This window comes from Paenibacillus sp. Soil766, from assembly GCF_001428105.1.
In the GTDB taxonomy this organism is placed as follows: Bacteria; Bacillota; Bacilli; order Paenibacillales; family NBRC-103111; genus Paenibacillus_E.
Genome location: NZ_LMSJ01000012.1, coordinates 184,436 through 208,645, shown reverse-complemented (window position 1 = coordinate 208,645; position 24,210 = coordinate 184,436). Strand labels below are relative to the sequence as shown.

Sequence of the window (24,210 nt, the reverse complement as noted above, 5' to 3'; positions counted from 1 at the left end):
AACCTGTATCATGCGAAATAAAGTTGTCTGGGCACTTACAGCCCTTCTCGGCTTGGCTAGCTGTATCACGCTTCCCTTACTTATCATGAAAACCGACGGCGATTCGCAGGAGCATAATTCACTTGATGCCGTTGCCAGGCTGGATCATCCCCCTGCCGCGGTTCCTCCTTCACGTGCGAAACAGCCAGATATAGTAACGTATTGGGTCAACCAAGAGAAGAAATCCGAGCAAGAAGGACATACGGAGACCGCAGCAGCCTATCGCAATCGGATCGATGTATACACAACCGGACTTCCTGCAGCGCCACAATTTACACCTAATTGGCCTATCATCCCGACACCATCAACCAATATGGAGCTCTATCTCCGCGTTCCTGTATCCGCTCAACTTAAACCAACAGAATCAGCTATCCCCATAGCTTCCACGTTAGCCAAACATGAGCCTGCGTCAGGGGTTTATATCGGCATGCTCGGAGCAGATCGCAGAGTTGGCTACGATGTTACAAAGATTGAAGACGTCTACGGCCGCAAGCACGCGCTATATTTGTCCTATGTTGGGTGGCGCAAGGTGCAAACCGATACCAATACTTATTTCCCTGCGCGGACTGCCGAAAGAGTGAAGGGTCTCGACGGTGCACTCCAGATCGGGTGGGAGCCGCGATTTGGCTTAAATGACGTACAGGATGATGAATATGTTCGTCGTTTCGCTCGTGAAGCCAAAGCCTCAGGAATCCCTATATTCCTGCGCTATGCCTCAGAGATGAATGGAGCTTGGGTGCCATGGCACGGAGAGCCCCAACTATATATTGAGAAATTCCGTCTTATTCACGATATCATGGCTGAAGAAGCGCCAAATGTTGCCATGGTGTGGTCGCCTAATTTCTGGCCGCCCGATACGATCGATAGCTACTATCCAGGTGACGCGTACGTGGATTGGGTCGGCTTCTCCTTATATAGCACCCCTTTCTCAGCAGAAAAAGAGCAGCTAAAAGGTACCGTGATCGATACCTTCGCTCCTCTGTATAAACGATATAGCCATAAACCTATTATGATTTCTGAGGGTGCCGTTGCTCATACGTATTTGCCGACTAACCAAGCCTATTGGAGCTGGGCAGAAAGCCAGTTGGGTTACATGTACGGTCTTCTCCCGCGATTATTTCCACAAGTTAAAGCCATTACCTACTTTAATTTCAGCCGAGCACAGGCGATTCGAACGAATGGGAGTTATGTCTATGACATCGGGGAAAATCCATTTATGGATGGGTATTATCAAAGGCTGATCGCATCGGATTGGTTTCTAAGTAAGGTAGAGCCAGGGGTAGATCCCGTTCCATACAGCTATTCCCCCGTCTTAGACCGTTCTCTTCCTACAGGCCAACAGACCGTTCTTGTTTATCCCAAGCTTACGAATGAACAGGGTAAACCACCCTTTGCCGTCGCCATTTACCAAGGCAGTCAATTCCTTGGCGTCAGTTATGAAGCTCCTTGGGAAATCGACTTGCAAGTTCCGGCTGAATCGGCATCAGAACCTTGGTACGTCGTTGCTTACAATGACAAAATGGAAGTGACTGCTGTCAATTCAGTCGTTGATCCTCTCACGCGTGCTAATTCCGTTACACCTTAGTTTCCAAAGTGATAGGATGGAATAATGCGAATATCCTTATCCAAATTGGCTAGCATCATGAAATTACGATTAAATGTGAAAATCCGTTTCACCTGGTAATACGACATGGTCACAGCCGTAAGGGCTTCGCTAAGCGAGAAGCGGAGCTCGGGCCTGTCCATTAGCAATCTGCGCGATTCCCCCTCGAATTCCGGACCGCTCGAGATGACCGCTAGTTTACCTTTACTGACTGCTTTCTCAATCGCCTTCAGAAAATATTCCGCCTGCTCGTAGCTGTATTCATTCCGAAGCCATTCGTGGAGATCGAATACGATGGAGTTCGTCGTCATGTAGTTACGTTCAAGATCATGTAAATCTAGAAACATAGAACGAGCTTTGGTATATCGAGGGTCTTCAGGGTTCATTAAAGCCGCTAGAGCTGTTTCATCCAGGAAAATGGCATCCTGAATATTCAACTGATTATCCATTGATCAGACCTCCTTAATCCTCTTGTTTGCAAATACCATCCAAATATAGCAGCGGATTTGCTTCCTTCTGATCCACAGAGATGGGGGTTAATTCGTAAGAGGCGCTTGCCAGATATTGTGCAATGAGTCCATTGACGATGGATTGTACAGTCGTATGCTGCAGATCGGCGATTTCTTTCAGCTGATCAACATATCGTGGGTCGAGCTCTATCATGTCTTCTTCTTGTTCCACACTTCTTGAAGAAATGAACTCGGATGCGGTAGACTTCGCTTTTTCGAATTGATTATGAATGAAGCGTTTGTAATTATTCGCCATCGTGATTCACTCCTTATGCAATAACTTCTATAACAATTCGTCGAATTTCGTCGATTTCAGGGGGTGTTTACATAGCCAATTATTTCACTTACGCAATGTTCAATCCCCTTATTCGTGCAATCAACCGTGAAATCACTATACTTCATATATAATGGCATTCTTTCATCGTAAACGTCTTTAAGGCTATTTCCTTTCCTCCTAACGATACCTCTCGTTGTTACATTCGTTAGTCTCCGTTCAATTTCTTCATAGGAAACATGCAAATAAATAATCCGCCCACTTTGACGAAGGTCATTCATAGTTTTATCTGAATACACAACACTGCCGCCTGTAGATATCATGCAATTATTCAGTTGTAGTCCTGACACGATTCTTTCTTCAACTTTCATGAATACATCAATTCCATCCGAGTCCAATATTTCTTGTAACAAACGACCGTCCTGTTGTTGTATCACGATATCTGTATCCACGAAATCCATTCCCAAAGCTTTAGCTAGTAATACACCAAGCGTGCTTTTGCCGGCGCCCGACATACCGATAAGTACAATATTCCTACCCTTTTCCACGATAAAACGCCTCCATTCTTTCCCTCATTGAAAAAGGCAACCAGACCACGAGGTCCGCTGCCTTTACATGCTTCTATTTAGCTAAGACGAATGCCAAAATACGTTAATAAAGCTTCTTTATACCCTTCATCTGTCTCAGGGGTATAGGTCCTTACGTCTGTTGCACTGAAAATACGGAACTCCTTGTCAGCAAGCGTATGCCTTCCCTCAGGCGTGCGTATTGCCACAATCGGGTATTTGTTGAAAATTGAATCCGGCGCATTTTCGCACCAGAAACTCGCAAAGAGATAGTCTTTCGGCAGCTGAGGCTCTTCCGTGAAAGAGTAGATACGCTGCCATGCCTTATTTTTCTGCTCACAAAGCACCCAGCCATCATAAGGATCTTTCTCCAGGCGGTAACTCTCCTCACCTTGCTCCTGAGCAAGACCTTCGATGAAAGTAAGGGGTCTGCGGGGGACGATCCCGCCTACACCGACATCGCACAAGTAATTGACGCCTTCGGCTTCTACCTTCAGGACATGATGACGCCTTTTGGGCGGTAAATTCGGCTCATCACGCCAGAATCTGGCGACCAAATCCGTCACCGTATAGCCAAGTTCACGAAGCAGCCAACCGAATAGGGCATTGGTTTCAAAACAATACCCACCACGCTGGCGTATGACAATCTTCTGATACAGTTCCTGCGGGTCAAGAGATAATGCTCTGCCTTCGAGAATATCCAAATTCTCATAGGGAACTGTGTGCAGATGTTGTTCCTGCAGGTGAGCTAATGTCTTAGCGCTGCCATCGAGCGAACCAGTAAAACCGATGCGATCCAAATATTTCTCAATTTGATTATTTGTATTCATCAAGGGGAAGACACCTTCCTTAAGTGAGTTAATCACTACTAGGTAAAGAAAATAATAATTACCCTTGCATGTGGATTCGGCTGGATAGCTCCTGCGCATCCAACTCACGCATTGAGAGCTTAGCTCCGATGGATCGGAAGCTGCCGATAACATCCTCATAGCCGCGATCGATGTGCTCGACGCCTGTTATACACGTGCTGCCCTCAGCCGTGAAACCGGCCATCAGCAAGCAAATACCTGCACGCACATCCGTCGCATGCACCCAGCCGCCTCGCAAGGGAAGTCCGCCGCGAATAAACGCAGACTCTTGCCGCATCTCTATTTCCGCGCCAAGCCGTCGTAACTGCGGAACATGTGCGAAACGTTTGGGATACACGCGATCCGTAATGATACTCTTACCCTCAGCCTGTAAGAGGAGTGCAGTCATGGGTTGCTGTAAATCGGTGGCGAAGCTTGGATACATGCCGGTGCGAATTCGCGTTGCTTTCAGATAACCAGTACCATAAGCAGTAATACTGTTTTCGCCGCATTCCACATGCATCCCGACTTCCTCTAGCTTAGCTAAGCAAGAACCAAGATGCTCAGGAATGACATCCTTGACGGTAACTTGCCCGCCATTGAGCCCAGCTGCCATCAAGAAAGCTCCGGCGATTAGTCTGTCTGGAATTACCGTGTGGATGCCGCCGTTCAAGTAAGGAACACCTTCTATACGAATACGATCCGTACCCGCTCCGTAAATTCGTGCTCCGAGCTGATTCAGGAACCTTGCCGTATCGCATACCTCTGGATCCACGGCCGCGCCCAGCAGCTGAGTCCGCCCTTTTGCCAATACAGCCAATAGCATCGCATTCATCGTCGCACCCGAAGTGATGGTGTCGAAATAAATGTCCGCCCCTTTCAATTCAGCCGCTTCGACTTCGTAATAATCCTTGTACATCCGCACCTGAGCGCCAAGTGCTTTGAACACCTTGATATGCTGATCCATTGGTCTTGCAACAAAATCGTCACCGCCAGGTAAGCCGATCGTGACTCGACCGAATTTGGATAGTAACGCGCCGACAAAATAATAAGATGCTCGATAGCTCGATGCTTTGCCGGGATCAATGACGGAACTGTGAATCCAGCGTGGATCAATAATGACTTGTCCGGCATTCTGAGTGAGCTTCAGGCCGATATCCCGGCCAATATCCGCGATAAGACGCACATCGTCGATGTGTGGAATGCCTTCTAGCGTGACAATATTATCCGCCAGACAAGCAGCTGCAAGTAAGGTAAGAGAACTATTCTTCGCACCTGGTATGCGCACCGTTCCGTTCAGTGGACCTGAGTACTCCGCTTGTATATACTTCATGAAGGGATCCCAACTTTCGTTATGACGATTTCAATTCGGATTCGAGCATATAACCGCCGCCGCGTACGGCGCTAATTAGAAAGGTATCTTTACCGTATTTTTTGCGCACCCGGTAGACCAGGGCGTTCAGTTCGTCGAGAGTCACATCCGGTAAACCTTCTGCTCCCGGAGATCTTTCGGGCCATACCTTGGATTTAAGTTCTTCAAGTGGAACGAGTCGGTTTGTATGCTCATGCAGCACACGGATCAATAGATATTCTTTCTCTGACATAAGGATTCGCTTGCCTTCCACCATACACTCCCTTTTCTCCCAACATATTTCCATCGGAAGTTTGGGGATTTCTAGTTGTCTGGTGATGCTGAGCGGTTCGAATTCAAGGGTATGATCAGCAAACATATATGAGAAATGGATGACGGTCATCCCTTTGGCAAGCCTAATAATATCAAAATTATTCAAAGGATACGGGGTATGCGGCGTTAGCCGTACGCCGTTAATTTCAGTTCCATGGCGACTACCTAAATCATAGAGCACCGCCTTGTCTTGCTCCTTCCGGATGATGAAATGCTTTCGGGAAATAAAAGCGTTCGTAAAAGCCAAATCCGGTGTTAATTCATTGGATACCCGGCCAACCTTTGTTTCATCTTCGCTCAAATTCACGCAAGTGCCCGCTCGGTAGGGCTCACCGCGCACAACATATAAGCATGCAAAGTTTTCCAGTTGTGTCCCCTCCGTTTGTTCATGCAGCTTTTCATATTCCTTGGGAAATAGCCCCAGTACTCATCGTACCTCAAACTGTACTTGAATAAAACCCCTCCACACTGACGGATCGCTCATTTTTCAGTAACACTTTGAAGTTTTCTAAAATGAAAATAAAAAAGTACCGTCAGGGCATCCTGACGGTACTTTTTTAACCCCACACCTAGACTACGCTGCGCACATTACTTGGGCGCACCAGCCCCAGATTGTCACGAAGGGTCCTGCCTTCGTATGCCGTTCGAAAAATGCCCCGGTTCTGAAGCTCAGGTATGACCTTCTTCACAAAAGCATCCAACCCGCCGGGAAACGTCTGAGGCAAAATATTAAACCCATCGGACGCACCTTCACGGAACCATTTCTCGATAAAATCAGCAACCTGCAAGGTTGATCCGGTGAACGTTATATGTCCATGGCCGCCAGCATGGCGATAAATCAACTGTCGGATCGTCATCCCTTCACGGCGAGCAGCATCGAGAATAACTTCCTGACGGCTGCGAATACCGTTAAACGCTTCAGCCGATTTGGCTTTGTCCAGTGGTACTGGACCGTCCAACGGGTACGCAGCCAAATCAACATCGAATCGCTCCGACATGGCCTGCAGTGCTTTGGGCAAATCCATCAACCCATTCAACTCAGCTTCAATGTCTCGAGCTTCCGCTTCTGTATCCGCCACGATCGGGCTGAGTCCAGGTAAAATATGCAATTCATCCGCTGAGCGTCCGTACTTCTTCAGTCTTGCTTTGACATCCGTGTAGAACGCCTGCCCGGCGCCGAACGTCTGTTGTGCAGTGAAGATGACCTCTGCAGTCCGTGCAGCCAGCTCTCGTCCTTGCTCGGATGAGCCGGCCTGTACAAGCACGGGGTAACCTTGAGGTGGACGTGGAATGTTGAGCGGTCCTTTGACGGTATACCTATTGCCCTTAAAGTTGATCTCTCGAATTTTGTTCTCCGCTATTAGAATACCGGCACCCTTATCGTACACAAGCGCGTCATCCTCCCAGCTATCCCACAACTGCTTGACCACTTCAACGAATTCCTCTGCGTTTATGTAGCGCTCTGTAAGCTCAGGATGTGCGGATCGGCCGAAGTTATGTGAAGCATCTCCAGCACCCGTCACGATGTTCCATCCTGCCCGCCCTCCACTAATGTGATCTAGCGAAGCAAATTGTCTGGCCACATGGAACGGCTCATTGTAGACGGTCCCAACAGTAGCAATTAAACCAATATGACGGGTAACCGCAGCCAAGGCAGCCAATTGGGTAAAAGGTTCAAGCTTCGCCGTACGTCCCGCATAGCCATCAGCCAGAAAGACCGAATCCATGAGCCCGCCTTCGGCGATCAGCGCCATTTTAGCCAAATAATGAATGTCGAGATCACCTTCTGGATGCACCTCTGGATGACGCCAAGCTGCTTCATGATGACCGGCTGCTCTTAAGAACACGTTCAAATGCAACTTCCGCTTCGTTTCACTCATCGAGCAATCAACTCCAAGTTCGTGCCGCTTGTGATGGCGTCAATCAGCTGAAGCTCCTCACTACTCAGCTTCTCACCTAGAACAGGCAGCACATCGGTAATATGCTGAGGCTTAGAAACACCTAGTATAGCTGATGTTATTGCTGGTTGACTAAGGACCCAGTTCAGTGCTAGCTGACCCAGTGTCCAGCCTCGCCGTTCAGCAACTGGCTTCAACTGTTCCACGATGTGGAAATTGCGTTCTTGCTCTAGCAGCACCTTGAGACGCTGCTCGCCTGCTGCTCCGCGTGTTCCGGCCGGTGGCTGTCCACCGTAGCTGTACTTCCCTGTTAACAGACCACGACCAAGTGGGCTATATACAATGACGCCGACGCCTTCCGAGGCTGCTAGTGGCAGCAATTCCTGCTCAATCCCTCGAGAGATGAGGCTGAATTCCGGTTGGATGCTTTCGTACCTTTCCAATCCAAGCCGAGCCGAAATACCGTGCGCCTTGGCGATCTGCCAAGCTGCATAATTAGAGGCACCGATATAGCGAACTTTTCCTTTACGTACAAGATCGTCAAGCGCTCGCAGAGTTTCTTCCAGCGGCGTCTCTTCGTCGAAACGATGCACCTGATAGAGATCAATATAGTCCGTTTTCAATCTGCTTAAGCTATTGTCTATCGCGCGTTCAATATGATATCTGCTCTGACCCGCATCATTGGGTCCTAGCCCCACTCTGCCATGTACCTTGGTCGCAAGCACAATTTGATGTCTGCGTGCACCTAATAGGTTGCCAAGAATCGTCTCGGATTCCCCAGTCTGGAGCGGGTTCCCTTTATCCATTCCTGAGCCGTACACGTCGGCTGTATCAATCAAGGTAATCCCCGATGCTAACGCGGTATCAAGCACTTCTGCCGAAGCCTTCTCATCAATCCAACGACCGAAAGCCATCGTGCCGAGACTCACTTCCGATACTTTTAACCCTGTTTTGCCTAATCTTCTTTGTCCGATCCCCATACTCAACAACTCCTTATTATAGGTTACATTTGTGCTCTTTGGACGTCCCTTACTCATCCATTAAAGCTATCTCGCCATTTCAACAGCTTTTTCTCTAAAATTCGGACCAGTGAATCCGAACCTTTTCCGACAAAAGCAAAGATTAAAATACCGACAAATACAACCGCCGTCTGCGAGAACTGTCTGGCATCCATGATCAAATACCCTACGCCTTCACTTGATCCCATGATTTCTGCTACAACCAAACCGAGCCATGCCACCCCAATGGATAAGCGCAAGCCTAACAAAATATTCGGCAGCGCTGCAGGAAGCACCAACTTCGTGATTTGTTTGAATCGATTAAATTCCAACACACGCGCTACATCAAACAATCTGGAGTCCACATTGCGAATTCCTAGAAAAGTCTGTACATAGAGTGGAAAAAAGGCGCCTTTGGCAATAAGCAAAATTTTCGAAAACTCACCAAAGCCGAACCATAGTATGAATAACGGGGTAATTGCTAAGTGGGGAATCGTCCTCAGCATTTGTACCGAAGGGTCTACCGACTGCTCAAACTTGCGGAATAAGCCGACTAATAGACCGAATAGCAACCCCAAACTTCCTCCTACCAAAAACCCTACCGCTGCGCGCCAAATACTAATCTTCAAATGCTTAAACAACTCCCCAGTAATTAACAGGTCATAGAAAGCAACCCCGATTTCAGCTGGTGTTGGCAGCAGTGTTTTGGAAATAATGCCTAGTGATCCGACAATTTGCCAAATGATTAGAACGGTTAGTGGCAAAATCAATCCTCTTACAACGAGCAGCCACTTGGGATCCTTTTTAGCTATTATCAGTGTGCTTTGACTTTGCTCAGGAGACTTCGATTCTTTCGGAGACTTCGATTGCACAAGTCCCTTTCCGACTCCAGATACTACTTCTGCTTGGCTCATACGGATTCACCCCTTCTCATATTCTTCATTAAATTCCTGAGCTATCAATAAGCTCTAATTCCTCTACTCGCTCGAATTCACTCATAACGATTTTGCGCAATTCGAGAAATGAAACAGATGCTTTCTTCCTCGGATAGGGCAAATCAACCGGAATAATGTTTCGGATTGTGCCAGGCCTTGCATTCATCACAACAACTCGAGTCGCAAGAAATACAGCCTCATCGATATCATGGGTTACCAGCACCATTGTCGTTCGCTTCGTTTCCCAAATGTTCAGGGCAACCTCTTGCAGATGTGATCTTGTAAATGCATCCAGCGCTCCGAACGGTTCATCCAACAGCAATACTTTGGGATCACGCAGCAAGGCTCTAGCAATCGCCACACGTTGCGACATGCCTCCGGACAATTCTCGCGGGTAAGCTTTCTCGAATCCCTTCAACTTAACTAATTCAATTAACTCATCGACTCTTTTGCGTACCGTAGGCTCCTTTAATGAAAGATCGGCGGCTATGTTTTTCTCAACAGTTAACCAAGGAAATAAGCGATGCTCCTGAAAAATAAATCCTTTATCAATGCCTGGCTTAACCACTTGCTGCCCATCCAACGACACTTTTCCCTCATGATCCGTATCTAGTCCTGCAATTATCTTCAGTAATGTGCTCTTACCGCAACCGCTAGGTCCGATAATTGTAATAAATTCACCTTGCTTAATCGTTAGTTGGATGTTGTTCAGCGCTTCAACGCGAGTACCTTGCGGCGTATGAAACCATTTGTGGGGCAGATCGATATCTAATGTAACTACACTCATTGTAGACTCCTCCTTACTTGCTTCTGCGAATGAAAACTTTGCATAACACATCACTCCTTCAGGAATCTTAGAAACACAAAGACTCCCGACCCGATTCTAAGCAAGAATCGAATTGGAAGCCTCCAGTTGTCCGGTGGACTTCTTTGTATGAATACCGCCAAGCTGTCAAAGTTTGGATGTAAACGATCATAACACCGCATTTTCATGGGGTCAATCATTATTTCTCATAAAACCCACTTGAATAATCGGATTAAACCTGATAACATGACTCCAACACCAAATATAGCCGATTGGTCATCCAAAGGCTCCCTAACGGACAGCGTCTACGACGTAATCTGATTAAGGAGTCTTTTTTTATTAATTTAGATGGATCCCACGAAATGGAGGCAGTCATTATGAGTCATCACAATCAGAGACACATGCATCTTGGCGCATTTTTATTTCAGGTTGGTCACCATGTAGCCGCCTGGCGATATCCGGAAACAGATGCGAACGGTATTCTGAATCATGCCTTCTATGAAAGGTTTGCTCAAATTGCGGAACGCGGCAAATTCGATATGATCTTTTTGGCTGATACACTGGCCGTTGTAGATCCCCATCAGACAGGTATCAAACATACAGTTTCCGTTCGACCCGAGCCTTTAACCCTCCTCGCCTATTTATCCGGCGTGACGAAACGGATTGGACTCGCGGCTACGGTCTCAACGACTTTAACGAGCCTTACAATTTAGCTCGCGAATTTTCCACACTCGATCATCTCAGTGGAGGTCGCTCCGCATGGAACGTAGTGACATCCGGCCGTGATGAGGAAGCGCAGAACTTCGGCCTTGCTGCTCACCCTGGTCACGAGGAGCGATACGAACGAGCGCGCGAATTCGTCGAAGTCGTAAATAAGCTCTGGGACAGCTGGGAAGATGATGCGATCATCGCTGACCAAGTAAGTGGACAATTCGCTGATCCTGACAAAGTACACGAGCTTCACCACCGAGGTCAGAGTTTCTCGGTCCGTGGCCCGCTTAACCTCCCGCGTTCCCCGCAGGGCAGACCCGTGATTATCCAAGCTGGTGCTTCGGAAACCGGGCGGAGGCTAGCTGCCGAAACCGCTGAAGTCGTCTTCACAGCATGGCAGACATTAGAAGAAGCGCAGCGTTTTTACCGTGATGTCAAATCGCTTGCTGTTGCGAATGGTCGCTCACCGGAAGATATCAAAATCATGCCAGGCATTTATGCTGTCATCGGAGCGACAGAGGAAGAAGCGAAGGTCAAGGAGGCGCTTCTCCAGGAACAAGTGCTGCCAGCTGTTGGACTTTCCATGCTCTCCGCTTCACTTAACGTCGATCTGACCAGCTTCCCGCTCGATGGCCCCTTGCCGGATCTCCCCGAGCTTGCAGCAATCAACGGCGGCAAAAGCCGATTCCAGCTCGTCTCCGAAATGGCTCGACGGGAAGGATTAACGATTCGTCAGCTCATCTATCGTGTGACTGGGGCTCGCGGACATCGCACAATCGCCGGCACTCCAACTCAGATCGCTGATCAGCTCGAAGAATGGTTCAGACAAGGTGCGTGCGATGGCTTCAATATTATGCCGCCCACGCTGCCAGGCGACCTCGAAGAATTTACCCAGCTCGTCATTCCTGAGCTTCAGCGAAGAGGATTGTTCCGTACGGAATATACGGGAACAACCTTGCGAGAACACCTCGGTCTCACTCGTCCCGTGAGCCAATTTGCCAACAGCTCCTCAGCCATTTAAATATTCATTCAAGGAGGCAACCATTATGGGGAATACGAAAAAACAGCTTCATCTGGGGGCATTTATATTTGGTGTCGGTCATCATGTAGCCGCATGGCGACATCCGCATACCGAAACTAACGGCCTGCTGACGTTCGATTTCTATCGGAAGTTTGCGCAAATCGCAGAACGAGGTAAATTCGACATGATTTTCGTGGAGGATATCCCTACATTACCAGAGCGTCTGGACACGGCTGTTCGGCATACCGTGCCTGTTCGGGCAGAGCCGCTTACGCTGCTCTCTGCACTTGCATCGGTCACCAAGCATATTGGCCTTGCCGGTACTGTTTCCACGACATACAGCGAACCCTTTCATGTAGCACGAAAGTTCGCTTCACTCGATCATATTAGCGGCGGCCGAGCGGCATGGAACGCGGTGACAACAAGCATGGAAATCACCGCACAGAACTTTGGCAGGGATCATCACTTGGACCATTCGCTTCGCTACGAGCGAGCTAAGGAATTCGTCGATGTGGTCACCGCACTCTGGGACAGCTGGGAAGAGGATGCGCTTATAATCGATAAAGCTTCCGGCGTTTTTGCTGACCCGGACAAGGTGCATACAACGGCTCATCAAGGTACTCATTTCGCTGTGCGAGGTCCCCTCAATATCCCGCGTACTCCGCAAGGAAGACCTGTCATCGTTCAAGCTGGCTCGTCCACTACGGGTCAAGCGTTTGCAGCGCAAACCGCTGAAGTCGTGTTCACAGCTTGGCAAACCCTTGGAGAAGCACAAAGCTTCTATGCTAGCTTGAAAGGCCAACTGCCTGAGTATGGTCGCTCACCAGATGAGCTAAAGATATTGCCTGGTGTCCTTCCAATCATCGGAGTTACCGAAGAAGAAGCGCGTGAGAAGGAAGCTGCTCTCCAAGAGCTCGTTCACCCAGCCGTTGGCCTCTCCATGGTCTCAGGCATACTGCGGCATGATCTATCGACCTATCCGCTAGATGGTCCACTGCCAGATCTTCCGGATTCTACCGATATCAACGGAGGCAAGAGCAGGTATCAGCTTATTCTCGATATGGCAAGAAGAGAGAAGTTAACCATTCGCCAGCTCATTGCTAGAGTAACCGGCGCACGCGGACACCGCACGATAGCAGGAACACCTGTCCAAATCGCAGACATGCTCGAAGAGTGGTTTGTTAAAGAAGCCTGCGATGGTTTCAATATCATGCCACCCTATTTGCCAGAAGGTTTAGAGCAATTTGTCGACCTCGTTGTCCCTGAGCTTCAGCGACGCGGACTATATCGCACCGCTTATACGGGCCGAACCCTACGTGAACATCTCGGACTTGCCCAACCGAAGAATCGCTATACGAAGTTAGCCTTGCCATTATGAGATTCAACAATAAACCAGTATAAAGGAGTTTTTAACTATGTCTAACCAAATAGGGTCATTCAAGCACTTATCTGTCTTCCTATTTCTAATTTTTACACTTACATTAACAGCTTGCGGCCAAGGAAGCAGCACAACGACAACAGGAGCAAATGCAGCAACACCTGCCACCGCAGCAACACCTGAAGCGGCTACCGCCACAGAAGCAGCGAAGCCGAAGGAAAAGGTGAAGATCAACATCGGTGTACAAGGTAAAACAGGCATCCTAGTTTATGCACGTGAGAATAACTTCTTCGAGAAAGCCTTCGCTGCCGTAGGCGCTGAAGTAACTTGGAATGAGTTCGCCAGCGGCCCTCCCCACTTTGAAGCGTTGGCTTCAGGCAGACTTGATTTTGGAAGCGTCGGCGGAACTCCTGTAATCTCAGGCCAAGTTGGTGGCGTCGATTTCAAAGCCATCGGCGTCACCAGTGATGGAAGAAAAGGTAATATGATTATCATTCCGAAAAATAGTCCTATCAAAGAGCTGAAAGATCTAAAAGGCAAGAAAATAGCCGTTGCTAAAGGAAGCAGCGCATATAACTTCCTGTACATGGCCATCGCTAAAGCAGGTCTAAAAGACGACGATATTAAGGTTATTCAACTGCAGCCTGATGATGCTAGACCAGCACTGGACAGCGGCGCTATCGATGCTTGGTCCATCTGGGATCCCTATGCGACTATCGCTGTGTTCCAAGCAGGTGCCAAAGTGTTAGTATCCGGGGAAGAACTGAATATTAATGCGCCAGGCTTCCTAATTGCCAGAACAAAATTCACGCAAGATCACCCTGATCTCACCGTGCTATTCCTCAAAACCTATGAACAAGCTCGTAAATATTACCTGGATCATCAAGATGAAGTGGCTAATGGCTTTGTCAAAACACAGAAACTAGATAAACCAATTATTGAGACTGTACTGAAAAATACATTCCCATTGCTATCTCCGATCACACCTGAGTTCGCCAAAGCCCATCAAGAGCAAGCCGATTTCCTGTATTCGCAAGGTGCGATTAATAAGAAGCTGGACACATCACAAGTGTTAGAAGGTAAATTCGTCGAACAAGCGCTTAAAGAATTAAGCGCCCAGAAGTAAGGCAACCTGGGTTATTTAAATCCTAGAAGGAGAGATGACGATGACAGAAACGAAACGACAAATGCGACTCGGAGCATTTCTCAGCGGAGCAGGACATCATCTGGCCGCATGGCGGTATCCAGGTGCAAATGAACAAGGTATTCTAGATTTCAACCATTACAAATACTTAGCTCAGCTGGCCGAACGTGGTAAGTTTGACATGATTTTTTTCGCCGACATTCTAGCTGTTTCCGATCATTTCGACACTGCAATTACACGTATGGCCGCCATTCGTCCTGAGCCAATCACCTTACTTTCGGCTCTTTCAGTGGTCACTGAGCGAATTGGCTTGACCGGAACACTGTCCTCCACCTTCAGTGAGCCCTATAACGTAGCCAGACAATTCGCTATGTTGGACCATTTAAGCAACGGACGCGCCGCATGGAATGTAGTCACAACGTCTAACCAAGGAGCTGCCGGCAACTTTGGTGAAACGCCTCATATGGAGCACCATCGTCGATATGAGCGGGCCAAAGAATACTTGGATGTCGTAACCAAGCTGTGGGATAGCTGGGAAGATGATGCGCTGATCCTTGATAAAGAGAACGGAATATTTGCCAATAAGGACAAAGTCCACCCTGCCAATCACAATGGTACTTGGTTTTCCGTTAAAGGACCTCTTACGATCCCCCGTTCGGCACAAGGGAGGCCTGTCGTCATCCAAGCGGGCTCCTCGACGGATGGACGGGATTTCGCTGCTCAAACTGCGGAAGTTATTTTCACAGCATGGCAAACACTTGAAGAAGCACGTGCTTTTTATCAAGATGTGAAAAGTCGAGCAGTAGCGTACGGGCGTTCTCACGCTGATCTCTTAGTCTTACCTGGTGTTCTTCCCATCATCGGGGCAACAGAGAACGAAGCACTGCGGAAATATGAACATTTCCAGAGCCTCATACATCCGGAGGCTGCGATTACTCTACTTTCTGGCATGATCGGTTATGACCTCACTTCCTACGATCCGAATGAGCCATTCCCCGATCTTCCCGATACATCGAACGGTGTGAAAGGCAGGCTGCATTTGATCAAAGATATTGCCAAAAGAGATGAGCTCAGCATTCTAGAAGTAAGCAGAAGAATCGCAGGCGCTCGGGGACACTGGACCATTTTTGGCACCCCTTCCTCTATTGCAGATCAACTCGAAGCATGGTTTGTTGGTGGAGGCTGCGATGGTTTCAATATCATGGCTCCTTATTTCCCAGGAGGACTTGAGGAATTTGTCGATCTCGTTCTTCCTGAATTAAGAAAACGCGGGCTGTTCCGCAACGAGTATGAGGGTACGACACTGCGTGAAAATCTCGGCTTATCGAGGCCAGTAAACCGCTATGCCAAAGAATCAACGCCAGTCTAACGAAAGAAAGCATCTTTCCAGACGATCGTGAACAGTGACCGTTAAGATGGACATTTTGAACAAAATGCCCTCTTACCGGTCATTTGTATTTACATACGTTTCGCTTGCGAACCTAACTTATAACTTAATCGAAATTAACTTTAACTCCGTCAATTCCTCAACCGCATATCGGACACCTTCCCGTCCGAAGCCACTTTCCTTCACACCACCATAGGGCATGTTATCCACACGAAATGTAGGAAAATCATTAATCATGACGCCTCCTACTTCCAATTGCTGGGCAGCACGCATCGCGGCACGGATGTCATTCGTATAAATGCCTGCTTGCAGCCCATAACGAGAATCATTCACTTCTTTAATGGCTTGATCCAGCGAGGTGAAAGAGGAAACCGTAACGATCGGTCCGAACACCTCTTCACAGGAAACGGGATCATCCGCAGCGACATGCGTCAAAATGGTCGGCGGATATATCCGAGCATTCAGCTCTTTGCCGCCTGTGATCACAACGGCTCCTTTGGACACCGCATGATCTACCCAATCCTGCATCCGACGAACTTCTCTCTCATTAATCAAAGCGGATATATCTGTTGTCTCTTCCAGCGGATCACCAATAACCAATTTCTCTACTTGCTCTTTGAATCTATTCATAAAATCATCATGATGAAGCTCATGGACGAAAATCCGCTGAATGGAAATACATACTTGACCACTATATGAAAATGCACCAAGCACACAGCGACTGATTAACTCATCTGTTATCTCGTATGCTTTGTCTATAATTAGCGCTGAGTTCGAGCCTAACTCTAAGGTAACTCGCTTTAAACCAGCTTTGTTTTTCATCGCAATCCCGACTGCTGGACTACCTGTGAATGTAACAGCCTTCACACGCGGATCGATCACGAGCTTCTCTCCTACAACCGAACCAGGTCCAGGAATAACATTCAGAGCCCCATTCGGAAGTCCCGCTTCTTGGAAAATTTCAGCAAGCGCCAATGCGGATAGTGGCGTTTGCCCTGCAGGTTTGAGTACAATTGTGTTGCCCGCTGCGATCGCAGGACCGACTTTATGCGCTACCAAATTAAAAGGAAAGTTAAAAGGCGTTATTGCCGCTATCACACCCAGCGGTTTGCGCAGCGTAAAGGCAATGCGTCCCTCTCCACCAGGAGCTGCATCCAGAGGTACGGTTTCACCATGGATTCGACTAGCTTCCATCGCAGCGAATTTATACGTTTGAATCGTCCGGGCGAGTTCGCCTCGTGCGGTCTTGAGTGGTTTCGCCGCTTCTAAAGCCACGAGACGGGAAAGATCCTCTTTCCTTTTTTCTAACAATTCAGCGACTTTATTTAAAATAGCCGTACGCTCATGAGCTGGCATTGTTCCCATAATCTCTACAGCCGATTGAGCAGCTTGGATCGCTTCATCCGTTTCTGCTTCGTTCGCGTACCCCACGTCTGCAATCCATTCCCCTGAAGAAGGTGAATAAAGTGCTTCATATCGAGCAGCTTCTTTCCATTGTCCGTTAATAAACAAATGCCTTATCATCTTCCATCCCTACTTTCCTTATTGGGCAAATTGGTCAAGGATAACCTGTTGGATGATATCAAGACCTTCAGCAAGCTCTTCATCCGTGATGACGAGCGGGGTCAGAAAACGAATTACGTTGCTGTGCACCCCAGCGCTTAATAGGATCACTCCTGCTTCATAGCAGCCTTTTTGAATCGCAGCTGCACTCGCTTTATCCGGTTCTTTCTTATCGGGATGAACGAATTCGATCGCACACATCGCTCCAAGTCCTCGTACCTCCGCAATATGTGGAACTGTCTTCTGCAAGTCCGTAAAGAATCCGCGGATGGCCTCACCGATAACACGTGATCGTTCAACGAGGTTCTCGCGCTCCATCTTCTCGATAACCGCCAATGCCGCCACACAACCAAGCGGGCTTCCACCATACGTCCCACCGATTTCACCAGGTGCAGGTGCATCCATAATCTCCGAACGTCCCGTAACAGCTGATATCGGCAAGCCTGCCGCAATGGATTTCGACATCGTCATTAAATCAGGTTCAATCCCAAAATGGGTTGACGCGAACATTTCTCCCGTACGTCCGAAACCTGTTTGAATTTCATCGGCAATGAACAAAATACGGTTACGTTTGCAAATCTCATATACACCTTGAACCCATGCCTTCGGAGGAATGATGAAGCCGCCTTCGCCTTGGATCGGTTCCATAATGACCGCTGCCAACTCTTCTGGTGCAACCTCCGTGAGGAGGAAATCTTCAAATTGCTGAACACAAAAGAGCGCATACGCTGTCTCCGACATGCCTTGCGGGCGATTCAGCGGATACGGGTATTGTGCTTTGTATGTGGCAGGAGCAAACGGCCCCATCTTGAACTTATAAGGTCTGACCTTGCTTGTAAGCGACATGCCCAAGAGTGTCCGACCATGAAATCCGCGAGAGAAAGACACAATACCTGATTTCCCTGTATATTTCCTTGCAATTTTCACCGCATTCTCAACCGCTTCTGCACCACTATTCAGAAAGATGGTTTTCTTCGGGAAGCTGCCTGGGGTAATGTGCGCCAATTTCTCAGCTAGCTTCAGATAAGGTTCATACATAGCGACATGGAAGCATGGATGAATATAGTTTTCAAGTTGCTCTTGAACAGCCTTAACGACCTCAGGCGGACAATGACCAACATTCATCGTGCCGATCGCACCGGCAAAATCAATGAAGACATTCCCATCCACATCATAAATCAGAGACCCTTCTGCCTTTTCAACAAAAATAGGCGTATTGTTACCAACACCTCTGGGTACGAATGTTTGTCTTTTATCCATGAGTTCTTGGGTCCGACCGCCCTGAAGCTTGGAGGGTACTGAAGCAAATTTACGTGCGCTTTGCATGTTCATCTTCCCCTTTGCATGTTGGATAACTTCCACTACGTTCTCCTACATTTTATGACGGTCACGATTGGAATACTATTGAGGAAAAGATAAATATTTTAAGAAATACGTCGGAATTAGAATATGATGTGATATTCCTATCCATTTGTTAGGCGATTGATTCTTGCAAAATAATAGAAAGCAAAGCCCTGGCCATAACTGGCAAGAGCTTCGCTTTCTTTACTCCAGATGGCTTCAATTCGCTTTGGATTCGCTTAAATATTTACGCACAAAATAAGTTGGCGTACAGCTCCAAGCATGGCAATAGCTATTGATCAAATTGCTTCCATAAGGTGAATACGATTTATCCTGCGGGTTATACAACTCCCAGAAGCAGTCTGCACCATCTTCGATCATACCGCCCCAATAATAATGTAGTTGCTCTACAGCACGTTCTTTGCTGCCGCTCAGAATCAACGCCTCAATCAGATGGTGGTACATATAAGGTGTATTCATTGAAATCGGATTGGGATAATGAAGCATGTGCTCCAATAAGGTCGCATTCTCATCCTGGTTTCTGACTTCAGCAAGGACCATCCAAATCTGAGATGCCCACGAGACTTGCGCGTCCGCTCCACTGATAAACACGCCTCGATCCACATCCCACAAATACGTGAATGCCGCCGTCGATGCGGCCTCTATGGCATGTACTAATTGCGCTTGTTCATCACTCAGATTGAGCGCACTAGCTAAAAGGAGACCTCGCTTCAGACAGTAGATCAGCACCGCTTGAGCAGATGTTTGTTTATTCAAATCAGGATGCCAATCAATAAAGCACCACCACGAAGGATCATCCCTCACAATGTTATTCTCATCCAAACGACGCAATCCGATTTGCAGCTGCTCCCACGCTACTGGCCATAACTCAGTTAACGCTTCGTGATCACGACTTTCGATATAGTAGTCATAGAGTGTGGCTACAAATAGCAGTGAATAATCATACAGAAGTGTATCATCCACGTGTGGATGAGGCTTCTCGAACACACAAGCGCCTACTTCCCCGCCATCCAGCCTCATCCCGGCAAATAAATACAGGCAGCGCTTGACAAGATCATGATTTTTAAATGTATAATAACTAGCTAATGCTTGGAGCCTCAAATCCCCAATCCAAAGCCTGCGATCACGCTTAGGACCATCTTCAAAGACGGTTTGCATACAATCCGCTAAAGTCCTAACCCCAATCTGATCCAATTTCTGCAATTCAGGAGACACATGATCTGGCAGTCGACGCAGCACAGAAGGATCCGCCGAAGTCACAGTCGTACACGAAATATCGGTGAATGCCACCTTATATTTGCGCGAAGTATCCAGCACGATCACCTTCATATATCGAAAACAATATCGTCTGGGCAGCTTAATTACCGTTGGTAAAACATCCACGTATATGGTTTCCTCTTGCAGCCACGAACGGCTTAACCACCCTTGATACTGGTCAAATGGTTCGGCAACCTCACAAGGCATTTCGCCAAAGATGAGTTTCAATCCAAGCGGAGCGTCCGGCGGGCTTCCAACAGGTGTAATTCCCAAGGTGATATACCCCACACGGTGGTCGCCAAAATCTAAAGTAAAGCTGTCATCTTTGCCAAATGACATTTCTTTGATCTCTTCAAAACGATGTTCTTGGCGAACGCCCCAACCATGGAACGCTTGGTCGTCAGCATACACCTCGACCGCCATTTCTGGCATAATAATCGCTTCATGAAGCGAAGGTCGTAATGCTTCTGCAGCTTCTACAAATTTTCGATTCACATTCATTTGGCCATACACGCCCCTTATCCCTTAACTGAACCTGCCGTCATGCCGGCTACAATTTTCTTATTGAAGAAAATGAACAACAACAGCGGTGGAATTGTAATAAGTAAAATATTCATGAAAAGCAGATTCCACTGTGTGACAAACTGACTTTGAAAGTTATATAAGGTCAATTGTACCGTGGCATTTTTGGACCCAGGGAAGAAATACAAAGGGTTCGTAAAATCATTGAAAATACCTACAGATGACGTAACGACGATCGTAGCCGTTACCGGTTGAAGAAGTGGCAGAATCATTTTGAAAAACAATTGCCCGCCACCACAACCATCTACAATCGCTGCTTCATCGATCTCTCTCGGAATGGCCGCCATGAAACCTTTGTAGAGCAATACGCAGAATGGGAACCCTAGCGCAACTTCAACAAGGACAAGCCCTGTCATCGTTTTGAACAATCCTAGACCATCTAACACCCAAATTGTCGGCACGATGGCAGGCGGAATAATTAGGCCCGATAATACAAAAAAGTTAAGCCAAGGGGACGCTTTATCTACCCTGCGCTGCATCACAAATCCCGCCGTGGAACACACCAGAATGAGAACCGCAATCGATAAAATCGTCAACAGGGAGCTGTTATAAAAGGCACGAAGCAGCATGTAATCCCTTGCTGTGATGACCTCTCGCATATTCTCGAGGAAATGAATGGAGGTAGGCCATTTTAAATTTAATAGCGATGCCTCTTGCTTATCTTTGAGCGCATTGACAATCACAAAGTAAAAAGGCACCCAAAATAGGATAACGGTCGCACCAATCGATAGGGCCTCCAGCCAAAAGGATTTTCTTGTTTTCATAAATTCACCTCTGAACGATTCAGATACATGTAAAGGGGGAATGCGAGCGCGGATACAACAAGGAACAAAATCACGTTACCCGCTGTAGCAAGTCCATAGAATCCACCTTGATATTGCTTGTATATAATGGAAGCGATCAGATCCGTTGTAAACCCAGGCCCCCCCTTCGTCATCGCCCACACAAGATCGAAAGATCTTAAACCACCGATGAAGGATAAAATAATAACGGAATTTGTTGCTGGCCGACTCAGCGGAACGATAATGTTCCAAAATTTATGAAACGCATGCCCTCCATCAATCTGAAGCGCTTCGTAATATTCTTCCGGAATAGAAAGGATGCCGGCAATATAGATGACCGTTGCGAACCCTACACCTTTCCACACATCAACTAAAGCAACAGATAGTAGCGCAAAGCTCTTATTTCCTAACCAATCAGGTCCTGACATCCCTACCGCTTGAAGCGCTGCATTAATAATTCCTTCTGTTGGGTGCATCATCATGCTGAAGGTAATTCCAACGGCAATGGTACTTAATAGTGTCGGAAAAAAAATCACCGATCTTAAATAGCCTTTAGCTCTTATTTTTGAAGTTAAGAAAACACCTAACAGCAACCCAATTACAACCTTCAACACGCACGTTACTACCGCATAGATAAGCGTATTTTTGAACCCAATGGTAAGTGCCGGCTCCTGAAAAAAGCTGATGAAATTATTAAGTCCTATAAATTCCCAATCCAGTAAAGTCCATCTAGTTAAACTGAAGAAGAATGACATCACAGTAGGTATTATAAAAATAACGAAATATATGATTGCTGCGGGCAAAATGAATGCGTAAGTATACGTCCGCTTCATTATTTTGGTCATCGCATTCCCACCTCTCCACAAATTAGGCCGGCCCTGCTAGGGAAATCGCAAGGCCGACACTATTTATTTGTCTATCTCTATGTGACGATTACCAACCTTGAAGTCCCAGCTGCTTCGCTTGCTTCTCAACGTCTTTATCATACACAGTCGCATTCTCTTTCGCCGTTTTGAACCCTGCTCCTACTTCAACCGTAATTTGCGGAAGGCTAGGCCCTTTAACGGGAGATACGAACTCGAGCGCTGGTGCTGTTTTGCCTGAATCGAAGTAAGGAATCATATCTTTCACAACTTGAGCTACGTTGTCTGGAAGTTTAACACCTTTCACAACATAAGGACCTGTTGGTTTGGATACCGCTGCAGTCGCCGCCAACCCATCTTGGGAAATGGAGAATTCAACGAGCTTTTTAGCCTCAGGAATATGTTTGCTTTTGTTGTAAATATACGCGCCGCCTGGCATCCAAACGGTCAAACCATTACTATCTGCGCTATCACCAGGTTGTGCGAAGAAACCGATATCTTTCATTTTGTCCGGATAATTCTGTTCAAGTGTCGGGATAGCAAATGTCAGCATCGGCAATTGCGCGCCTTTACCCTCTGCCAGCATTTTCAAACCTGTATCATAGTTGGTTGCCGTCAAGTCTTTGTTCATATACCCTTTCTTCGCTAATTCCTCCAATTTCTCGAAACTTCTGAGTGCTGCAGGTGACTTCGCAAAGCTTGTTTTGTTAGCTGTATAGTTATCAGCAAATTTAGGATCAAGTGCCTGCACATTATAGAAGTCAGCTAGAACGACTAGTTGGGATGTCCAATCATCTTTATACGGTGCAATTACTGGCGTGATATTTGCCGCTTTTATCTTCTCATTGTTAGCAATCAATTCAGCCCAAGTCTTAGGTACTTTAAGACCAAGATCAGCATACACTTTTTTGTTATAGAACCAACCGCCGCCCATCGTAGCTCCGTTTGGTGCCCCGTATAATTTCCCTTTGTAAGTGACCGTTGGTTTGAAGGAATCGATAACCGTTTGCATAAAAGGCTCATTGGTTACATCAAGAATGTTCTGATCGGGATTCAATGCTTGTAATAGCGATCCGGAATTATAGAAGAATACATCGGTCATCTCAGCAGTAGCAAGACGCGTCTTAACCAAGTTATCACCTTCGCCACCACCAGGACGCGTCTCTAGTTCAACGTGAATGTTCGGGTTCTTCTTCTCAAAAGCTTCAATTAACGCCTTGGCACTCGTGACCGTATCCTGCGCATTATCAACGAGAAGTGAAATCGTTACTTTCTTAGCTGGCGCCTCGGAAGCTGGTACAGTGCTTGATGCTGCAGTTGCTGCTGCGGTTGCTGCTGGGCTTGCCGAACTGCTTGCTGTAGTGCTTCCGTTACTGCAACCTGCTAGAACTCCTATTAGTAAAGCTGTTGTTGTTGTAGCTCCAATTGTTTGTAACATCTTTTGCCCTTTGACCATTCTGTCTTCATCCCTTTTCTTGTTATATTTGCTTTCTGTTTGTATCGTAAGCGTTTTCGTAAATCCCGACAATTGCCGCATTCTTTGGTGATGTCGGCTTTTTTTAGGTTGAAATCTGTGGTGAACGACTCGAAGCCCGCGTTGATACGCGGGCCCGGGTGACTTTCCTTGCGCACATTATTTGTGCGCTAGCGTGCGACGGCTGGCCAGGTGACCTTCCTTGCGCACATTATTTGTGCGCTAGCTTGAGACGGCCGGCCGGGTGACATTCCTTGCGCACATTATTTGTGCGCTAGCTTGCGACGGCCCGCCGAGTGACCTTCCTTGCGCACATTATTTGTGCGCTAGCGTGCGACGGCCGGCCGAGTGACCTTCCTTGCGCACATTATTTGTGCGCTAGCGTGCGACGGCCSGCCGGGTGACATTCCTTGCGCACATTATTTGTGCGCTASCGTGCGACGGCCGGCCGAGTGACATTCCTTGCGCACATTATTTGTGCGCTAGCGTGCGACGGCCGGCCGAGTGACCTTCCTTGCGCACATTAT

21 protein-coding genes and 1 pseudogene are annotated in these 24,210 nt (G+C 47.5%); 6 read left to right on the top strand and 16 right to left on the bottom strand.

Annotation, left to right across the window (positions count from 1 at the left end):
• Positions 1 to 10: 10 nt before the first annotated feature.
• The gene (locus ASG89_RS10325; protein ID WP_057310496.1) at positions 11 to 1,624 is read left to right on the top strand and encodes a glycoside hydrolase family 26 protein; all 1,614 of its coding nucleotides are present in this window, start codon (positions 11 to 13) and stop codon (positions 1,622 to 1,624) included.
• On the opposite strand, the gene ASG89_RS10320 is transcribed toward ASG89_RS10325, so the two are convergent.
• From ASG89_RS10320 to ASG89_RS10275, 10 genes are all read right to left on the bottom strand, one after another.
• Complete coding sequence (locus tag ASG89_RS10320; protein WP_057310495.1) at positions 1,621 to 2,091, bottom strand: hypothetical protein; 471 nt, start codon at positions 2,089 to 2,091, stop codon at positions 1,621 to 1,623. The genes ASG89_RS10325 and ASG89_RS10320 overlap by 4 nt on opposite strands.
• 13 nt (positions 2,092 to 2,104) lie before the next feature.
• Positions 2,105 to 2,407: a hypothetical protein gene (locus tag ASG89_RS10315; RefSeq protein WP_057310494.1), complete on the bottom strand. Its 303-nt coding sequence runs from the start codon at positions 2,405 to 2,407 to the stop codon at positions 2,105 to 2,107.
• A gap of 56 nt (positions 2,408 to 2,463) precedes the next feature.
• Positions 2,464 to 2,973 (bottom strand): shikimate kinase, encoded by a 510-nt coding sequence (locus tag ASG89_RS10310; RefSeq protein WP_235549698.1) that lies wholly within the window; start codon positions 2,971 to 2,973, stop codon positions 2,464 to 2,466.
• A 77-nt stretch (positions 2,974 to 3,050) separates the two neighbouring features.
• Complete coding sequence (locus ASG89_RS10305) at positions 3,051 to 3,821, bottom strand: arylamine N-acetyltransferase family protein (RefSeq protein WP_057310493.1); 771 nt, start codon at positions 3,819 to 3,821, stop codon at positions 3,051 to 3,053.
• Positions 3,822 to 3,879: 58 nt separating this feature from the next.
• Positions 3,880 to 5,172 carry a UDP-N-acetylglucosamine 1-carboxyvinyltransferase gene (gene murA, locus ASG89_RS10300; protein WP_057310492.1) on the bottom strand — a complete coding sequence of 431 codons (1,293 nt, stop codon included), beginning with the start codon at positions 5,170 to 5,172 and terminating at the stop codon, positions 3,880 to 3,882.
• Positions 5,173 to 5,191: 19 nt separating this feature from the next.
• Positions 5,192 to 5,830, bottom strand: a complete 639-nt coding sequence (locus ASG89_RS10295) for an FHA domain-containing protein (RefSeq protein ID WP_235549697.1) — start codon at positions 5,828 to 5,830, stop codon at positions 5,192 to 5,194.
• Positions 5,831 to 6,092: 262 nt separating this feature from the next.
• Positions 6,093 to 7,403 (bottom strand): LLM class flavin-dependent oxidoreductase, encoded by a 1,311-nt coding sequence (locus tag ASG89_RS10290; protein ID WP_057310490.1) that lies wholly within the window; start codon positions 7,401 to 7,403, stop codon positions 6,093 to 6,095.
• A complete protein-coding gene (locus ASG89_RS10285; RefSeq protein ID WP_057310489.1) occupies positions 7,400 to 8,401 on the bottom strand; it encodes an aldo/keto reductase in 1,002 nt (333 codons plus the stop codon). Before ASG89_RS10285 ends, ASG89_RS10290 begins: the two co-directional genes overlap by 4 nt.
• Positions 8,402 to 8,454: 53 nt before the next feature.
• Complete coding sequence (locus ASG89_RS10280; protein ID WP_057310488.1) at positions 8,455 to 9,333, bottom strand: ABC transporter permease; 879 nt, start codon at positions 9,331 to 9,333, stop codon at positions 8,455 to 8,457.
• Between the two features lie 28 nt (positions 9,334 to 9,361).
• Positions 9,362 to 10,141, bottom strand: coding sequence for an ABC transporter ATP-binding protein (locus ASG89_RS10275; protein WP_057310487.1), 780 nt, complete (start codon positions 10,139 to 10,141; stop codon positions 9,362 to 9,364).
• A gap of 204 nt (positions 10,142 to 10,345) precedes the next feature.
• On the opposite strand from ASG89_RS10275, the gene ASG89_RS38195 reads away from it, so the two are divergent.
• The 5 genes and pseudogenes from ASG89_RS38195 (at position 10,346) to ASG89_RS10255 (ending at position 15,782) form a co-directional block, all read left to right on the top strand.
• Positions 10,346 to 10,480 (top strand): hypothetical protein, encoded by a 135-nt coding sequence (locus ASG89_RS38195; RefSeq protein ID WP_268795608.1) that lies wholly within the window; start codon positions 10,346 to 10,348, stop codon positions 10,478 to 10,480.
• A gap of 56 nt (positions 10,481 to 10,536) precedes the next feature.
• Positions 10,537 to 11,891: pseudogene (locus tag ASG89_RS10270) on the top strand (LLM class flavin-dependent oxidoreductase).
• 25 nt (positions 11,892 to 11,916) lie between these two features.
• A complete protein-coding gene (locus tag ASG89_RS10265) occupies positions 11,917 to 13,269 on the top strand; it encodes an LLM class flavin-dependent oxidoreductase (protein ID WP_057310486.1) in 1,353 nt (450 codons plus the stop codon).
• Positions 13,270 to 13,306: 37 nt separating this feature from the next.
• Entirely contained in the window at positions 13,307 to 14,395 is a 1,089-nt protein-coding gene (locus ASG89_RS10260; RefSeq protein WP_057310485.1) for an aliphatic sulfonate ABC transporter substrate-binding protein, read from the top strand.
• A 40-nt stretch (positions 14,396 to 14,435) separates the two neighbouring features.
• Positions 14,436 to 15,782: an LLM class flavin-dependent oxidoreductase gene (locus ASG89_RS10255; RefSeq protein ID WP_057310484.1), complete on the top strand. Its 1,347-nt coding sequence runs from the start codon at positions 14,436 to 14,438 to the stop codon at positions 15,780 to 15,782.
• Positions 15,783 to 15,899: 117 nt separating this feature from the next.
• Here the strand turns inward: ASG89_RS10255 and ASG89_RS10250 are convergent, their stop codons facing one another.
• The 6 genes from ASG89_RS10250 to ASG89_RS10225 form a co-directional block, all read right to left on the bottom strand.
• On the bottom strand, positions 15,900 to 17,324 hold the full coding sequence (locus tag ASG89_RS10250) for an aldehyde dehydrogenase family protein (RefSeq protein ID WP_057310483.1): 1,425 nt from the start codon (positions 17,322 to 17,324) through the stop codon (positions 15,900 to 15,902).
• Between the two features lie 18 nt (positions 17,325 to 17,342).
• A complete protein-coding gene (gabT, locus tag ASG89_RS10245) occupies positions 17,343 to 18,689 on the bottom strand; it encodes a 4-aminobutyrate--2-oxoglutarate transaminase (protein ID WP_057310734.1) in 1,347 nt (448 codons plus the stop codon).
• 234 nt (positions 18,690 to 18,923) lie between these two features.
• Positions 18,924 to 20,483 (bottom strand): family 78 glycoside hydrolase catalytic domain, encoded by a 1,560-nt coding sequence (locus tag ASG89_RS10240; protein WP_057310482.1) that lies wholly within the window; start codon positions 20,481 to 20,483, stop codon positions 18,924 to 18,926.
• Between the two features lie 17 nt (positions 20,484 to 20,500).
• Complete coding sequence (locus tag ASG89_RS10235) at positions 20,501 to 21,328, bottom strand: carbohydrate ABC transporter permease (protein WP_057310481.1); 828 nt, start codon at positions 21,326 to 21,328, stop codon at positions 20,501 to 20,503.
• Positions 21,325 to 22,191, bottom strand: a complete 867-nt coding sequence (locus ASG89_RS10230) for a carbohydrate ABC transporter permease (protein ID WP_057310480.1) — start codon at positions 22,189 to 22,191, stop codon at positions 21,325 to 21,327. The genes ASG89_RS10235 and ASG89_RS10230 overlap by 4 nt, the downstream gene beginning before the upstream one ends.
• Before the next feature lie 88 nt (positions 22,192 to 22,279).
• Positions 22,280 to 23,647: an ABC transporter substrate-binding protein gene (locus ASG89_RS10225; RefSeq protein ID WP_235549696.1), complete on the bottom strand. Its 1,368-nt coding sequence runs from the start codon at positions 23,645 to 23,647 to the stop codon at positions 22,280 to 22,282.
• Between the last annotated feature and the right edge of the window lie 563 nt (positions 23,648 to 24,210).

What these genes read in the sequence shown, in the direction of transcription:
- ASG89_RS10325 (WP_057310496.1), top strand. Translation starts at nt 11, where the DNA reads ATGCGAAATAAAGTTGTCTGGGCACTTACAGCCCTTCTCGGCTTGGCT.
- ASG89_RS10320 (WP_057310495.1), bottom strand. Translation starts at nt 2,091, where the DNA reads ATGGATAATCAGTTGAATATTCAGGATGCCATTTTCCTGGATGAAACA.
- ASG89_RS10315 (WP_057310494.1), bottom strand. Translation starts at nt 2,407, where the DNA reads ATGGCGAATAATTACAAACGCTTCATTCATAATCAATTCGAAAAAGCG.
- ASG89_RS10305 (WP_057310493.1), bottom strand. Translation starts at nt 3,821, where the DNA reads ATGAATACAAATAATCAAATTGAGAAATATTTGGATCGCATCGGTTTT.
- murA (WP_057310492.1), bottom strand. Translation starts at nt 5,172, where the DNA reads ATGAAGTATATACAAGCGGAGTACTCAGGTCCACTGAACGGAACGGTG.
- ASG89_RS10290 (WP_057310490.1), bottom strand. Translation starts at nt 7,403, where the DNA reads ATGAGTGAAACGAAGCGGAAGTTGCATTTGAACGTGTTCTTAAGAGCA.
- ASG89_RS10285 (WP_057310489.1), bottom strand. Translation starts at nt 8,401, where the DNA reads ATGGGGATCGGACAAAGAAGATTAGGCAAAACAGGGTTAAAAGTATCG.
- ASG89_RS10280 (WP_057310488.1), bottom strand. Translation starts at nt 9,333, where the DNA reads ATGAGCCAAGCAGAAGTAGTATCTGGAGTCGGAAAGGGACTTGTGCAA.
- ASG89_RS10275 (WP_057310487.1), bottom strand. Translation starts at nt 10,141, where the DNA reads ATGAGTGTAGTTACATTAGATATCGATCTGCCCCACAAATGGTTTCAT.
- ASG89_RS38195 (WP_268795608.1), top strand. Translation starts at nt 10,346, where the DNA reads ATGGGGTCAATCATTATTTCTCATAAAACCCACTTGAATAATCGGATT.
- ASG89_RS10265 (WP_057310486.1), top strand. Translation starts at nt 11,917, where the DNA reads ATGGGGAATACGAAAAAACAGCTTCATCTGGGGGCATTTATATTTGGT.
- ASG89_RS10260 (WP_057310485.1), top strand. Translation starts at nt 13,307, where the DNA reads ATGTCTAACCAAATAGGGTCATTCAAGCACTTATCTGTCTTCCTATTT.
- ASG89_RS10255 (WP_057310484.1), top strand. Translation starts at nt 14,436, where the DNA reads ATGACAGAAACGAAACGACAAATGCGACTCGGAGCATTTCTCAGCGGA.
- ASG89_RS10250 (WP_057310483.1), bottom strand. Translation starts at nt 17,324, where the DNA reads ATGATAAGGCATTTGTTTATTAACGGACAATGGAAAGAAGCTGCTCGA.
- gabT (WP_057310734.1), bottom strand. Translation starts at nt 18,689, where the DNA reads ATGCAAAGCGCACGTAAATTTGCTTCAGTACCCTCCAAGCTTCAGGGC.
- ASG89_RS10240 (WP_057310482.1), bottom strand. Translation starts at nt 20,483, where the DNA reads ATGAATGTGAATCGAAAATTTGTAGAAGCTGCAGAAGCATTACGACCT.
- ASG89_RS10235 (WP_057310481.1), bottom strand. Translation starts at nt 21,328, where the DNA reads ATGAAAACAAGAAAATCCTTTTGGCTGGAGGCCCTATCGATTGGTGCG.
- ASG89_RS10230 (WP_057310480.1), bottom strand. Translation starts at nt 22,191, where the DNA reads ATGACCAAAATAATGAAGCGGACGTATACTTACGCATTCATTTTGCCC.
- ASG89_RS10225 (WP_235549696.1), bottom strand. Translation starts at nt 23,647, where the DNA reads ATGTTACAAACAATTGGAGCTACAACAACAACAGCTTTACTAATAGGA.